The sequence below is a fragment of the Lishizhenia sp. genome, from assembly GCF_033720595.1.
GTDB lineage: Bacteria > Bacteroidota > Bacteroidia > Flavobacteriales_D > Crocinitomicaceae > Lishizhenia.
This window is the reverse complement of the sequence record NZ_JAWWCF010000002.1, coordinates 38,872-54,172: the sequence shown is the minus strand read 5'-3', so window position 1 is coordinate 54,172 and position 15,301 is coordinate 38,872. Positions and strand designations below refer to the sequence as shown.

The 15,301-nt window shown below is 37.6% G+C and carries 9 protein-coding genes; 2 read left to right on the top strand and 7 right to left on the bottom strand.

The genetic code is table 11. The features are described from left to right. Window positions 1–282: 282 nt before the first annotated feature. The 5 genes from R3333_RS00450 to R3333_RS00430 all read right to left on the bottom strand — a co-directional run bounded on the left by R3333_RS00450 (window position 283) and on the right by R3333_RS00430 (window position 5,844). A complete protein-coding gene (locus R3333_RS00450) occupies window positions 283–912 on the bottom strand; it encodes a DsbA family protein (RefSeq protein ID WP_318956603.1) in 630 nt (209 codons plus the stop codon). A 91-nt stretch (window positions 913–1,003) separates the two neighbouring features. Further along, a complete protein-coding gene (locus R3333_RS00445) occupies window positions 1,004–2,254 on the bottom strand; it encodes a DEAD/DEAH box helicase (protein ID WP_318956602.1) in 1,251 nt (416 codons plus the stop codon). Window positions 2,255–2,324: 70 nt separating this feature from the next. Next, window positions 2,325–4,649: a TonB-dependent receptor gene (locus tag R3333_RS00440; protein WP_318956601.1), complete on the bottom strand. Its 2,325-nt coding sequence runs from the start codon at window positions 4,647–4,649 to the stop codon at window positions 2,325–2,327. 83 nt (window positions 4,650–4,732) lie between these two features. Continuing rightward, a complete protein-coding gene (locus R3333_RS00435; RefSeq protein ID WP_318956600.1) occupies window positions 4,733–5,314 on the bottom strand; it encodes a tRNA-(ms[2]io[6]A)-hydroxylase in 582 nt (193 codons plus the stop codon). A gap of 80 nt (window positions 5,315–5,394) precedes the next feature. Then, complete coding sequence (locus tag R3333_RS00430; RefSeq protein ID WP_318956599.1) at window positions 5,395–5,844, bottom strand: DUF1569 domain-containing protein; 450 nt, start codon at window positions 5,842–5,844, stop codon at window positions 5,395–5,397. Window positions 5,845–6,025: 181 nt separating this feature from the next. On the opposite strand from R3333_RS00430, the gene metG reads away from it, so the two are divergent. Next, entirely contained in the window at window positions 6,026–8,080 is a 2,055-nt protein-coding gene (gene metG / locus R3333_RS00425; RefSeq protein WP_318956598.1) for a methionine--tRNA ligase, read from the top strand. A 70-nt stretch (window positions 8,081–8,150) separates the two neighbouring features. On the opposite strand, the gene R3333_RS00420 is transcribed toward metG, so the two are convergent. Both R3333_RS00420 and R3333_RS00415 read right to left on the bottom strand, forming a co-directional pair. After that, the gene (locus R3333_RS00420) at window positions 8,151–9,080 is read right to left on the bottom strand and encodes a PorP/SprF family type IX secretion system membrane protein (protein WP_318956597.1); all 930 of its coding nucleotides are present in this window, start codon (window positions 9,078–9,080) and stop codon (window positions 8,151–8,153) included. Continuing rightward, window positions 9,080–10,324: a gliding motility-associated C-terminal domain-containing protein gene (locus tag R3333_RS00415; protein ID WP_318956596.1), complete on the bottom strand. Its 1,245-nt coding sequence runs from the start codon at window positions 10,322–10,324 to the stop codon at window positions 9,080–9,082. Before R3333_RS00415 ends, R3333_RS00420 begins: the two co-directional genes overlap by 1 nt. A 196-nt stretch (window positions 10,325–10,520) precedes the next feature. Between R3333_RS00415 and R3333_RS00410 the strand changes: the two genes are divergently transcribed. Further along, window positions 10,521–15,179, top strand: coding sequence for a hypothetical protein (locus tag R3333_RS00410; protein ID WP_318956595.1), 4,659 nt, complete (start codon window positions 10,521–10,523; stop codon window positions 15,177–15,179). Window positions 15,180–15,301: the final 122 nt, after the last annotated feature.

Genomic DNA, 15,301 nt, shown 5'->3' with positions numbered 1-15,301 from the left:
ATACTCCCTACCCACTCTCCAAACTGATTTGGCTTAGGGATAGCAGCGGCAGCGCCTGACGGTGCTTTTGTATTGGAGCTTGGCCTATAATAAGCGACTTTAGAAGCTTGGTTTAGGCTATAGCGCAAAACAAAAGCAACAAAGGACTATAGCGGATAGCCTGTTTAAAGCCCCATATTAAATTTGTCCCTCGACTCCGCTCGGGAACCTAGTTTAAACCTATTGATTAAAGCACAAAAAAGGCCCTTTCGGGCCCTTCAGTAATTCTATATTTCAAAACTTTTACAAATTCTTCAAGTTCTCTTCTACCATTTCTAAAGGCACATAACCTCTGGCGATGGCGTAGAGTTTTCCTTCTCCTTTGTCTACAGCTAACGTTGGGAAACCGTTTACACCTATTTGCTGACAAACACTAAATTCTTCGAAGCTTTGCTCAACAATCTTCTTGTCTTGCATTTGCGCGATGAATTCCTCACCGTTTAATCCAAATTCTTCGGCCATTTTACCGTAAGCCTCCGTATCCATAGGTTGAATAGCATCAAAGTAGATTGCCTTTTGCAAACGTGAAGCAAAGGCTACTTGCTCTTGGGGCTTGTGTTGTTTAAATACACTCAATGCAACTGCCGTTGGAATAGAAGTGAATTCTGTACTTCCTTCTTCTAAAATGTCTTTTAAAAAGGCTTCGCTGAATTTTACGCCTGAACGCTCTTCTACTTGTTTGTAACCGTCTTTAATAAAAGGTGCTACTTCTCCAATGGGTCCAGCTCTCTCTCCTGTCATCATACCTCCAGAAATTACCTGGAAATCGTATTCGTCTTTGTATTTCTCATACACTTCCATCATTACCGGTGAAAAACCGTAACACCATCCACAAAGGGCGTCGTAGAAGTAAAATATTGTTCCTTTTTTCATACGGGCACAAAAGTAGGGGTAAAAAAAGAGGATACAAACGCTTTGGGTTTATATCCTTCTTTAGTATTATTTGGCGACAAAGACTGTCGTTCTATTTTTTCTGACCGAGTACTTGCTTTCTTCTTTGCTTTTTAGAATTTGGGTCTGGCTTACGCTTTTTATTGCGATTGGGTTTTTGCTTACTATTCTTCGCTTTTGGAGTAGGTTCATCTTGCGGTTCAAAACCTTCTTCGATTTTAGATGGAATTTGTGTTTTCAACAACTTCTCTATATCCTTTAAGTATCCTAACTCGTCAGCTCCTACCAAAGAAATCGCCAAGCCTGCAGCTCCTGCTCTACCTGTTCTACCAATACGGTGAACGTAGTCTTCTGGAACATTTGGTAACTCATAATTAATTACGTGCGGTAACAATGGAATATCCAATCCTCTAGCGGCAATATCTGTAGCTACCAGAGCTTTTATTTTACCTGCTTTAAAATCTTTTAGCGCTGCCGTTCTTTGGTTTTGACTCTTGTTACCATGTATAGCAGATGCCTTTATTCCTCTTTTATCGAGTTTCTGACATAAACGATTGGCTCCGTATTTTGTACGTGTAAAAATCAAAACTTGCTCCATTTCTGCATCAAAAATGATTTTGATTAACAAGGCTGTTTTTTCTGCTTTATCCACCCTATAGGCCAATTGGTCTACACGTTCAGCTGTTGTATTTTCTGGAGCAGCTTCTACTTGCGCCGCATTGTTTAAAATCCCTCCTGCTAATTTCTTAATCTCCTTGCTAAAGGTTGCAGAAAACATCAAATTTTGACGTTGCTTCGGCATAAGCTTCATGATGCGCTCTATATCGCGCAAGAACCCCATGTCTAACATACGATCGGCCTCATCGAGCACCAATACTTCAACTTTGTTAAGTTTGATATGTTTTTGGTTGTGGAGGTCTAATAACCTACCTGGAGTTGCTACCAAAATATCTACACCTTGTTTAAGGGTACGTACTTGTGGGTTCTGATTAACTCCCCCAAAGATTACGGTAGATTTTAAATTTAAATTAGCGCCATAGTCTCTTACAGAATCGTAAACTTGACTGGCTAATTCTCTCGTTGGTGTAAGAATAAGTGCGCGAATGGCTCTTTTTCCGTCTACCTTTTGTTCGCTTAATTTATGTAATAATGGCAAGGTAAATCCTGCCGTTTTCCCGGTTCCTGTTTGGGCTGAGGCTAATATGTCTCTCCCTTTTAATATCTCTGGAATTGCCTTTTCTTGTATGGGTGAAGGCTGCGTGTACCCTTTTGCTTGAACTGCTTCTAACAATTCACTTTTTAATCCTAATGATTCGAATGTCATATATATACTTGAAAGGGACGAACAGATGCCGTCCCTTTTATTTGGTACAAAGATAGTCTATTCTATTGGATTAGAAATCTACAACAATTCCTAAGGATGGAAGTATAGTTCCTGTGGCTACAGAAGGAAATTGTTTTAACTCAATAGGTTGAACCGGTACTCCGTTTTCATCTTGTACTAATCCGTATGAAGGCTCTGATGGCGTTGCTTGTCCAAATACATTTTGTACTTCAAAGTAGATGTCTAAAGTCCATTTTTCAAAATTCCATTTCTTATCGATACGTATGTCTGTTTGGTTGAAGGAAGCCAAAAACTCTTCTCCTAATCGGTTGTAATCTTTCACCAATGCAGGGTAAGTTTGTTCACTTGCTTCTACATCTACAGGAGCATAAGGTGTTTTTCCTAAGAAACGCGTTCTGGCACTAATCTCCCAGTTGTTTCCAAATTTATACCCTCCTGTTAAACTGATCAATACTTTGTTATCCCACGCCGATGGTAAATACACGTCTTCGTCAAAACTTGTGAATTCACTCTTGTAGAAAGTAACCGAAGCTACTCCATAAAAGTGCTTGGTGAATTTCTTTTGTGCCAACAACTCTATACCGTAAGTTCTACCCAATCCTATGCTGGTTACAGGTTCGTTTCCTAATACAGAGAAGTCTCCTCCTAAATTGGCCAAACTCACAGAATCTGTTAAAGAAACTGGATAGTTACTGTACTTTTTATAAAACCCTTCTACGGTAAACTTAGTAGATGAATTCAACAAGAACTCTACTCCTGCTACCAGGTGGTCTGATTGAATGTAATCAGCATCTCTGTTGGCAAAATTACCCTGGTTGTTGGTAAACCCTAAAATGGTATAACTCGGTAATTTGAAGTAACGTCCGATAGAGGCATTTAAACTCCAGCGTTGTTTTTTATCCAATTGATAAGAGAATGCTGCTCTCGGACTCAAGGTTTTGTAAATGTCATTTCCATTATTAGTAAAGTCATTTCCATCAAAACGCAAACCTCCAGAAATACTCAATTTATCTTTCAACACTTTAGTAGAGGCCTGAACGAAAGCACCGTATTTCCAAAAATTTATAGCGTTTTCGTAATTAAATCCGCTCACCGTATTGGTTGTATTATTCGAATAGTCAGCATTTTGAACTACTCCACCAAAAGCTAACTCCCACTTTTCGTAGAAACGTTTGTAGTAATATCTAGCCTTGGTTTCTTGCTCTTGCGATACATTATTTAAGTATAAACCTGTAAGGTTGATGTTGTCTTGATAACGCTTAAAGTTGTTGTTCAATATATTGGTACTCACAGCCGTAAGCATATACCCATTCACATCTTTAAAACGCTTTTTCCAACTTAAACCACTGGTTGTTGACCATTGTTTAATGACTGGAATTTGCTCCAATGTGGCTTGCTGCTCCTCATCAAATTCATCGGGTACATTAATGGCAAAATCATCTAAAGATCCTACACCGGTAAAGTTCAACTCGTTGTATTTGTTGATTTTATGGTTGATTTTGTACTGATAATCCCAGTAATCTGGCAAAAATGGAAGGTCTAGGGCTTGAAACAAAAATTGTAAGTATGATCTTCTAGCAGATACGATATACGTTGTTTTGGCTTCTTCTTTATCTTTCTTGAAAAGTGGTCCTTCTAGCGTCAATGCCGCCTCACTACTACTTAGCCTGAAGTTGGTTTTCATTTCTCGAGCATTTCCTGTACGTTGTTCAAATTGCAGTACTCCAGAAAGCACATTATCATACTGTGCGCCAAAAGACGAAGTTGAAAGCGTTACTCCTTCGAAAAAAGAGACATTCAATAAACCTACAGGTCCACCTGCAGAACCTTGCGTAGAGAAGTGGTTGATGTTTGGAATTTCAATTCCGTCTAAGTAATACACATTCTCATTCGGCGCTCCACCACGTATGATGACATCATTTCTAAAACCACCTACAGAACCTGAAACCCCCGGTAAAGATTGTACTACTTTGGCAATATCGTTATTACCTCCAGGGTAGGTTGCAATTTCTTCTTGACTCAATTTATTAGAAGATAGAGGAGTTTCTTTATCCTTCTTAAATGGATTGGCAACAATTTCAACTCCTTCCAAGTCTGTTGCTTCTTCTTGCAATACAAAATCAACATCTGGGTTACCTCCAGAACGAACTACAATGTTATATTTTATCTCGGGTTTATACCCCGTTCCTGTCGCTTCTAAGGCATAGGTTTTTGGGGGCAATCCAGTGATTTCGTACTTTCCATCAAAATCGGTTACGGCACCTTTGTCCTCCCCTACTATTTTCACTTTTATTCCAAAAAGTCCTTCACCTGTTTTACCATCTGTTACTGTACCTCTTAAAATACCTTCCTGACCAAAGGCAAAGATGCCCATTATAAGACATAAAAAAAGTGTTGTTATTCCTCGCATGCTACAAAATTATGCAAGGATAACAACACTTCAAATCAATTGTTCACTTATCCGTGAATTGTTTCTTCTTTTCCGTAATTTTTTATCACATCCGCTTCGTATTCTAACCATTCTTTCCAACGTTGATCAACGTCTGTTCCTTCGGTTAACTCTTTGGCCAAGCGTAAGAATAAGGTATAGTGTCCAGCTTCTGAAATCATCAATTCTCTATAGAATTCTGCCAACTCCTCGTCATCTATATTATCCGATAAAACTTTAAAACGTTCACAGCTTCTCGCTTCTATCATGGCTGAGAAAAGTAAACGGTCAATCAAACGTTGATTTCTAGAACCTCCGCTAATCATGAATTTGTACAACTCATTTACGTAGCTGTCTTTACGCTCTAAACCAAGTTTAAATCCTCTCGCTTTGATTTTTTCGTGTACCATTTCGAAGTGCTCCAATTCTTCTTGCGCCAACTTCAACATTTCCGTTACCAAATCTGGGTACTCAGAGTTTTGAACAACAATAGAAATTGCATTACTCGCCGCTTTTTGTTCACACCAAGCGTGATCAGTTAACACTTCTTGTATGTTCGTTTCCACAAGTTTAGCCCATCTTGGATCTGTAGGTAACTTTAATCTAAGCATCTGATAAAATTTTTTGCAAAGAAAAGGAATTTGAAAGTTTTCTTCGGTCTCCTCCGCTATTTATTTAAGATTTAAGGACTTTATATTCCAAATTGTTCAAAGTGGTGTTGCAAATGTTTGTCAAACAAAGTATTCCATTCAGCAGCTGTTAACGGACCAAAGTTTGGACTCTTTTTCCCTTCAAAACTCGCTTCTCCTTCTTGAATTACTTTTTCAATATTCGCCAAAAGCTCCGTTTTTTCCTTTTCAAATTCTCTTTCATCAACGATGTAAAATGCCGGAGAAGTACGTATGTTTTTCTTGTAAGGTTTATCTCCCACAACCAAAGGTTTAACAAACTTCTTTAACATGAAATTCATCAAAAAACCCTTCTTCTTTTGCTCTGTAGAAAAACTGTTGGTATACGTTGCGTTCAAATGCGCCAACATCTGTGGTGCGTTCATTTTTCCCCATAAAGGTTGCGTATTTGTATCTAGCTTATCCAGGCGCTCTTGTACGCTTGTTAAATAGGCTTCGTTATAAATTTTCATGTACTTTATTTTCTTACAAAAATAGAGGGATAGTTCACTTCTAGCTCATGCTTGATTACAAAATTTATATTCGTCATTTTTCCCTTGATTTCACTACTATTCTGACCGGTAAAAACTCTTCTTCGTCCTCCCCTGTTCATCCAATTAAAACAATTATCTTTGCTGCCATAAAATTAGGATGATGAGCAAAGCAAAATATACAATTACCGCAGCCCTTCCGTATGCAAACGGTCCCCTTCATTTAGGTCACGTTGCGGGTGTTTATTTACCAGGAGATATCTTTTCTAGGTTCTTACGTTTAAATGGTCATGATGTGGCTTTCATTTGTGGAAGTGATGAACACGGTGCTGCCATTACGTTAAGAGCAAAAAAAGAAGGGATCACACCCCAAGAAATTGTAGATAAATACAACGGTATTATCGCAAAGTCATTCTCTGATTTCAATATTAATTTTGACATTTTCCACAGAACATCAACTGAAATTCACAAAGAAACGGCACAAGCTTTCTTTAAGAAACTGAATAATGAAGGAAAATTCATTCAAAAGACAAGTGAGCAATATTACGACGAAGAATACAATCAATTCTTAGCCGATAGGTACATTACCGGAACTTGTCCAAGCTGTAAAAACGAAGGTGCTTACGGTGACCAATGTGAGAAATGTGGTTCGGCTTTGAGTCCGACAGAATTAATAGATCCAAAATCTACTTTAAGTGGAAAAACTCCAGTATTGAGAGAAACATCTCACTGGTTTTTACCGATGGACCAAGCAGAAGAATGGTTAAAGGAGTGGATCAAAGAAGGTAAATTAAACGGAGAGCAACAGCACAACCCAAGCGAATGGCGTAAGCAAGTTATTGGGCAGTGTATGAGTTGGATAGATGGTGGTTTAAAGCCACGTGCAATGACCAGAGATTTAGACTGGGGAGTTCCTGTTCCTGTTGAAGGAGCGGATGGAAAAGTATTGTACGTTTGGCTAGATGCTCCTATCGGTTACATTTCAGCGACCAAACAATGGGCGGCTGACAATGGTAAAAACTGGAAAGATTACTGGACAGGTGATAGAAAATTAGTGCATTTCATCGGAAAAGATAACATCGTATTCCACGCTATTATTTTCCCAATTTTATTGAAAGAACACGGTGGATTGATTTTACCAGATAACGTTCCAGCCTCTGAATTCTTGAACTTAGAAGGAGACAAATTTTCAACTTCTCGTAACTGGGCCGTTTGGTTACACGAGTACTTGGAAAGACACCCAGACAAGATTGACGAATTGAAATATACACTTACTGCTATTGCTCCTGAAAGTAAAGACAGTGAGTTTACATGGAATGAATTCCAAGCAAGAGTAAACAATGAGTTGGCCGATGTAATGGGTAACTTTGTGAACCGTGCTTTGGTGTTGAACCAAAAATACTACAAAGGAGAAGTTCCCGTTAGAGGAGAATTAGACGCTTACGATAAAGAAGTGATTGCAGCTGTAGAAAACATTCCTACGCGTATTGCTGAATTATTGTACAAATACAAAATTAGAGAAGCCCAACAAGAAGCCATGAACTTGGCGCGTATCGGTAACAAATATTTAGCAGATACTGAGCCTTGGAAATTGGCAAAAACGGATCCTGAGCGTGTAAAAACAATCATGAATATTGCCTTGCAAATTACAGCAAACTTGAGCATCGTATTTGAGCCTTTCTTACCAGACACCGCTGATAAGTTAAGAAGCTTCATGAACTTGGAGAAAATGGATTGGACCAAAGCAGGTAGCATGGATCTTTTACCAGAGGGATCCGTAACAAACAAGCCTAGTATTTTATTCCAAAAAATAGAAGATAGCTTAGTAGAAGCAGAACAAGAAATTTTAAAAGCTTCGCAACAAAGTAACCCAAGTTTACCGCCACAAAAAGAGAACATTTCTTTTGATGATTTCACGAAAATGGATATCAGAATCGGAACTATTTTAGAAGCTGAAAAAGTGCCAAAAGCTGATAAACTATTGAAATTATTGGTAGATACTGGTATTGATAAAAGAACCGTTGTTTCTGGAATAGCAGAGCACTATGACGCAGAAGAAGTTGTGGGTAAAAAAGTAAGTGTTTTGATGAATTTAGCGCCGCGTAAAATTAGAGGTGTTGAATCTCAAGGGATGATTTTGATGGCAGAAAATGAAGCCGGAGAATTGAGCTTTGTTTCACCAGAAAAAGCTTTCGAAGCCGGAGGAGAAATTAGATAAGTAATTATTTTATTATAGGAAAAAGGAGTTGCAGCGATGTGACTCCTTTTTTGTTTTATGAAGATTATCACTAATCAAATACTGGAACTCCTTTATCATACTCGTGGTAGAGTTTACCCGCTTTAAAAGAGAACATAATTTCGTGGGTTCCGAAGGTATTACTCTGCAATGAACTCGTTGTGAAATCATAACTATAAGCAATCGTATACATTTCTTTTATGCGTAGACGTAGCATACCCGTTATAGCATCTTCAGTTCTGTATCCTAAGCCAAAAGCGAACTTGTCGAAATAATCAAAAATCAACATTAAACTGGCTTGCGGATTTGCTCCTCTTACATAGTCTATTTTGGCGCGTGGTAAAAAACAAAATCCATATTTGTTATCAAACTTATATCCCCCTTGCAACGAATAATGCATGCGGAAACGACTTTCAGTTCCTGGTGCCGTCCATTTATTGCGTAAAATCTCTTCTCCACTCAAGCCTAAATAAAAGTCATTGTTGTTGTAAAGTGCTCCTAGCGTTACGCGTGGAAAGTAGATATTGGTAACATTGCTCCCCACCGTAAGGTCTGGATCTACGGTAGTTGCATTAATTTGATCAAAAGCTAATTGTTGAAGCCCCAAACTGGTTCCAAAACTCAACATTTGGGTTCTGTCTAAAGGGATGTGAAAGGCATAGTTCAAACCTACCATCATGTGCGTAAACTCTCCGGCTTGGTCACGTTGCACATTGAGCCCTACACCATGATAGGGTTTTAGGTAATTCCCTCTTTTGAATACCATAGGGGCATTGAAGGTGAGCAACCCAATATTGGGTGCGCCATCAAAACCAGCCCACTGTTCTTTATATCCTGTCTTAAATTCAAACTTCTTTGTTATTCCTGCAAAAGAGGGGTTATACGCAAAAGAATTTTCTGACCACATACTAAAGCTTCCCAATTGTTGTGCAAACAAAAGAGAGCTACTAAAACATATGAAAAGATAAAAGATGTATCTCATTATCTAATTAGGTTGATGTGTCCTTTCAAGGGTTTTTCATCTTCTTCTTGGGTCAAATATATCACATAATAGTATACCCCAGCAGGCAAGTTCTGCCCCTTGTGCATACCATCCCATTCTTCTTCCTTATTGTATCCCGTTTTTTGAAATACAACTTGTCCCCAACGGTTAAAAATTTCCACCTTACAATCTGGGTATTTTTCTATCCCTTCAATTTCCCAAGTGTCATTATTCCCATCATTGTTCGGCGTAAAGGTATTTTTTATATCGAGTGGTGAGTCTACAGTAACCACTACTTCATCACTACTCGTGCAATTTCCATCTGTTACCGTTAAGGTATAAGTTGTCGTTTGTTTAGGTTCTACAAAAGGTTGAATATTATCAGGATATTTCATACCTATCGTGGGAAACCAAGTAAACGTTGGTGCATTTGTACTGGCATTCAATTTTGTATCCTCACCAAGTTCTATGGTTCTATCTACTCCCGCATAAACGCTATATCCATTTACCGTAAACGCTATGGCATTGCTTGCAAAAACTTGATCACATGGTGCAAAACAATGTATATCCGCAGTTACCACGTCGCCATCTTGTAAATCGGAAGTTGTAAAAACACCTTGGGTATTGCTTTCTATGAAGTTTCCGTTGATGTACCAATTCACTTCATTGGTATCACAATCACTTATTGACGCATTGATACTTACCTCATCTCCTGCACAAATAATAGTATTCTCATAGGTTATTTGTAATTGAGCTGGATCAGGTTCTACTGCAGTTCCTGAAAGATTTACATCTAAACTTCCTTCAGCACCTCCACTACCATTAATCAACAACAAATAATTTTGATTGGCCCCTAAACCAAAGGCGTTTAAGGTAAAGTTAGTTGTTATGTTCGACTCACATGTGCTGACCACTGTTAATCCATTCGCATCACAACCATTAGCTGTTTCAAACAATACGGCTTGGAAAGCAGCACCATTTTGAAAATTAAAATTGCTCAAATCTATACTTGCATCACCTCCATTTGCATCACTCGTAAACTTCAACCAAATAGAATTTTGTGTTACAAAGCAAGAGCTTGCATCATCTGCACAAGATGTACAAGAGCTCGCTCCTATGGTGTTAACGTTAAGGGGTGAGTTTGGACAAATTTCCAAGGCCTGATCACAGACATCATAAGCCTGCTGAGCCCCTAAAAATCCAATGCTTCCAAAAAGAAAGAGTATGCTGCTAATTATTTTCATTACGACTAAGTTACAGTTTATAAACGAAAAATAAAGTGAGACATTGCAGTGAATACAGCGATCTTGATTCCATTTTATACACATCCCAATAGCGATAACATTTTCTAACCTCTAGTCACTAGTTTTGTGAAAATTAACATCTTTAACACTTCTTGGCATAGTAACTGATTTTACCTTGTCAAATAACACCAGGGATATGAAAAGAATTTTTACACTACTCGCAATTTTAACCCTCTTTACAGCTGCTGCTCAAAAAGTAGATTACGACTATAATAGTAGATGGTACTTTGGCTTAAATGCTGGAGCTACTTGGCAAACTACAGATGTTAATACTAAACTTAGATTAGGATCAGGTTTTGTATTTGGGAAATCGTTTAACATGGACAGAGGAAGACTTCTTTCTTTCGATTTAGGTGTAAGATACCTTTATGGTTATTGGGAAGGAGTGGATGATTTTCAAACGACTAACATCTCTGCTAATGCCCCTGTATACAATGTATACAATAATTTAGGAGCCTTTCAACAAAACTTTTTAAGTGAACAACACGCCGGAGATATTGAATTGGCCCTTCACTTTAATAGACTTAGAGAACGTACAGGATGGGATCCTTATCTTTTCGGAGCCATAGGTTTTACAGCGCACCAAAGTTATGGTGATATTTACACCTATGACGGTGATTTCAACCAAGTGCCTTACGATTTTGCTGCTGGTGAACAGTTAGAGGGAGTTTACAGAACTCCTTTAGAGGCAAACAGCGGAACACTTACTTACAACAACTTTGTTTGGAGAACAACACCTAGTTTAGGTTTTGGGATAGGTTACTATTTTGCACCGCGCATTTCTTTCGGTTTCGAACACAGAACAACCTTTACGCTAACAGATTATTACGACGGAACTGTTGTAGATGAATCTGGTTTTGCTGATAACTACAATGATTTGTACCACTACTCAAACCTCTATTTAAAATGGTACATTAAAGACAGACATAGAGAAGAAGATGATTATGTACAAGAGGAACCACAACCTGAACCTGAAGAATTGGTGGAGGATGTAAATAAAGTGTATTTACCGATAGTAGATTTTACACAACCCTCTAGTACTCCTACAAAAGTTGCAAACCCGAACTATACATTAAAAGCAAAGGTTCAATATGTAGCGGGTAAAGACAATGTTCAGTTTAGTCAGAATGGTCAAAACAGCAGAACATTTACTTACAATGCAAATACAGATGTATTTACAGCAAACGTTACATTAATTCCTGGTCAAAACACTTTCACCTTACAAGGAACAAATGAAGAAGGTGCCGACCAAGAAACAATTATTATCAACTACGAAAGGGAAGTTAAAACTCCTCCCGTTGTAGAAATAACAAGACCTAATAATACACCACATACAGTGTATAAAAACGTGTATAGCCTGAATGCGAATGTGTTGAATGTTACAAGTAAGCAAAACATTACTTTTACTTTCAATAACCAAGTATTGAACAATTTTAATTTCAATACTCAAAATGGTGTGTTGAGTGCCAACTTAAACTTAATCTCAGGTACCAATACAGTTCATATTGCAGCTACAAACGAAGATGGAAGCGCCAGCGATGAAACACTTTTGATCTACAAAAGAGAAGTGAGTATTCAACAACCAGATGTACAGTTTACAAATCCTTCAATTAGTCCGTACACCCACAACGCCAACACCTTTAACTTGGTGGCTAATGTTTTAAATGTTACCGACATCAACAACATCATTTTTAAAGTAAATGGTAGTCAAAACCAGAACTTTAGTTTTAATGCTAACACCGGTATTTTTACAGCGAATGTTGTGTTGATGGGAGGTCAGAACGTTTTTGAAATAATTGGAAGCAACAGTGCTGGTACTGACCAAGACATTGTTTTTATTAACTATAGAGAACCAGCTCCTACCCCACCGGTAGTTGCGATTACAAATCCTCAGAACCCAACATATGTTACCAATAATAGTAACCACACCGTTGTTGCAAACATTCTAAACATTAGTAGTGCAAACCAAATTACTATGACTGTAAATGGAAGTACTACACAAAACTTTAGTTACAACAATAATAACAACACACTTACAGCAAATGTAAATTTGGTGGAAGGGAATAACATTGTTACAATTAGTGCAACAAATGGAGATGGAACAGATAGCAAGCAATGTACTATTGTTTACAGAAAACCAGTAACTGTTCAAGCTCCAACGGTAGAGTTTACGCAACCTAACTATTCTCCATTTACTACAAACACGCAACAACAATATATTACTGCTGCAGTATACAATGTAAGCAGTGCCAATGCTATAAATGTTAGTGTGAATGGAAGTAATTTCAACAACTTTACTTACAACGCTAACACACATCAAGTGAACTTCAATGTTAACTTAATTGAAGGGGCAAACATCATTACAATCAGTGCAACAAATAGCGCAGGTTCTGATAATGATTCACAAACTATCATCTACAGAAAACCAGTAACTCAGGCTGCTCCTATTGTAAATATTGTAGATCCCGTTCAGAGTCCGCTTACAGTGTACAACAACAATTACTTAGTTCAGGCAACGGTTCAACACGTTAATGGTAGTCAGGATATAACCGTAAAAATAAATGGTATTGCTACACAAAACTTTAGCTATGTTGCTTCTAACAATCAAGTAAGTGTAAATGCTGGGTTAAATGAAGGTGCGAATACCATCCAAATCTTAGCAAGTAACAATGCAGGTCAGGATAGTGAGAGTACAACAATTATTTACAAAAGACAGCAAGTAGCAACTCCTCCGGTGGTTCACATTACGCAACCTGCAACTAATGTAACGGTTGGTACGAGTAATTATCAGATTACCGCTCTGGTACAAAACATCAATAATGAAAATGATATTGACTTAGTAATAAATGGAAATGGAATTAACAATTTTACTTACAATGCCAATACTTTAGAGTTAACATACACGCTCAACTTTAACAATGCAGGTATATACACCGTTCAAATTGTTGCTAGTAATGCGGCTGGTACAGCAAGTGATAATGTAAACATCAATTACCAACCAGAAGAAGATCAAAAATTACCAGAGGTATATTACTTACAACCGAGTAGTAATATTACCGTGAACACTCCTAACTATGCCTTGAAAGCAAAAGTATTACATGTTGACACAAAATCTCAAATTGTTTTGAAACACAATGGTCAAACCGTAAACCAATCGCTTTACAGCTTTAATACAGCGAACAAGGAAGTAGTCTTTAACCATAGTTTGGTTCCTGGTAACAATATGTACAAAATCATTGCTACCAACTCAGCTGGAAGTGCTGAAGAAGACATTGCTATTGTTTACAGAAAAGTAGTGGTGAAATGTGATGAACCTATAATTCGATTAGTGGCTCCGGCAACTACAGCTATTAGAACAGATCAAAACAGTTTCAATGTACAAATGAACATTGCTCATGTAGGAGCAGCAAATCAAATTCAACTCAAAGTAAACGGAAAACCAAAGAACTTCAGTTTTGTTAATGGAGTTTTGAAAACTAAAATTTACCTGACGGAAGGAAGTAACAGCGTTCAAATTATCGCTGCAAACGAATGTGGTCAGACCAAAGAAGCGGTAACTATCACTTACAAAGCGCCACAAAAACCTTGTGATAAACCAACGATCACAAGCAGACAAGCAAGTACAATAAAAACCAAGAATAGTACAACAGCTTTCATAGCTCAAGTAAATGGAGTAAAAGCTTCAAACATGATCAAAGTTATGGTGAATGGTAAAAACCATCCTTTTACTTATGATCCTGCGAGCAAACAACTGCGTATTGCTATTAATCCTTTACAAATGGGGAATAATACCATTAAAATAATGGCCAACAATGAATGCGGAGGTATAGATGTAAACTATTCTATAGTAAGAGAAGACTGTGAAAAGCCTGTATTAAACTTGAGATCATCTCAAAATGACAGACAAAAAACAATCGCTGATGATATGATTACAATTTCAGGTAACATTAGTGATGTGAAAAATAGAGCAGATGTAGAGGTAATCTTCAATGGAAGAGCTACAACATTTAACTTTTCTCCGAACAATGGTGCTTTTAGTTTTAGACAGAACTTAAAAATTGGTAAAAACTTAATTATAGTAAAGGCCAAGAATGAATGTGGAAGTGCCCAAAAATCATTCAGTTTTAACTACATGCCACAACCCGTAGTTGCCAAACCAACCTTAACTTTAGTTTATCCAAAAACTACAAAATTTGCTACGGAACAAGCAAATCATACGGTTAAAGTAAAAGCTTCTAATGTAACAGCGGCTTCAGATATTCAGGTGAAAATAAATGGTGTGAATACGCGTTTCAAGTTTCACGTTCCTTCACAAATGATTAGTTTCAATACTACCTTAAAAGCTGGAATCAATAAAATTGTAGTGTCTGCGGTTAATGTAAGTGGGAGCGCAACTTTAAACCTTGAAATGAATTACAAGGAAAAACCACAAGAAGCAAAACCCGTAATAACCATTACAAATCCAGATGCAACGCCAGCTATCCTTTCTAAAGAAGGTAGAGTTTTGTTCCAAGCAAATGTGACGAACATTACGAAAGCTTCACAGGTCAAAGTATACATGAATGGAAAATTGTATTCTAACTACCAAGCTGAATTGAATAACGGAGTTTTAACAATTAACGCTACAGTTTCTATGACCACTAGTAACGCGAATGTAAACCTTCAAATTATTGCAACAAATACAGGAGGAAGTAGCTCTGCAACACAAGTGATTACCTTGCAACAAAGCAAAACAATAGAACTGAATGGAGGTGAAGGTACAACACGACCGACCAATATTCAAAGACGCAGATAATTCAATTAAAACCGCTCTCACCACAGAGCGGTTTTTTAATTCCAAAAATAGCTTCTTATCACTATTTTTATCAAATGACCCTTTGCTTATTCGGTAACCATTTCTTAAAATTATGGCGATGA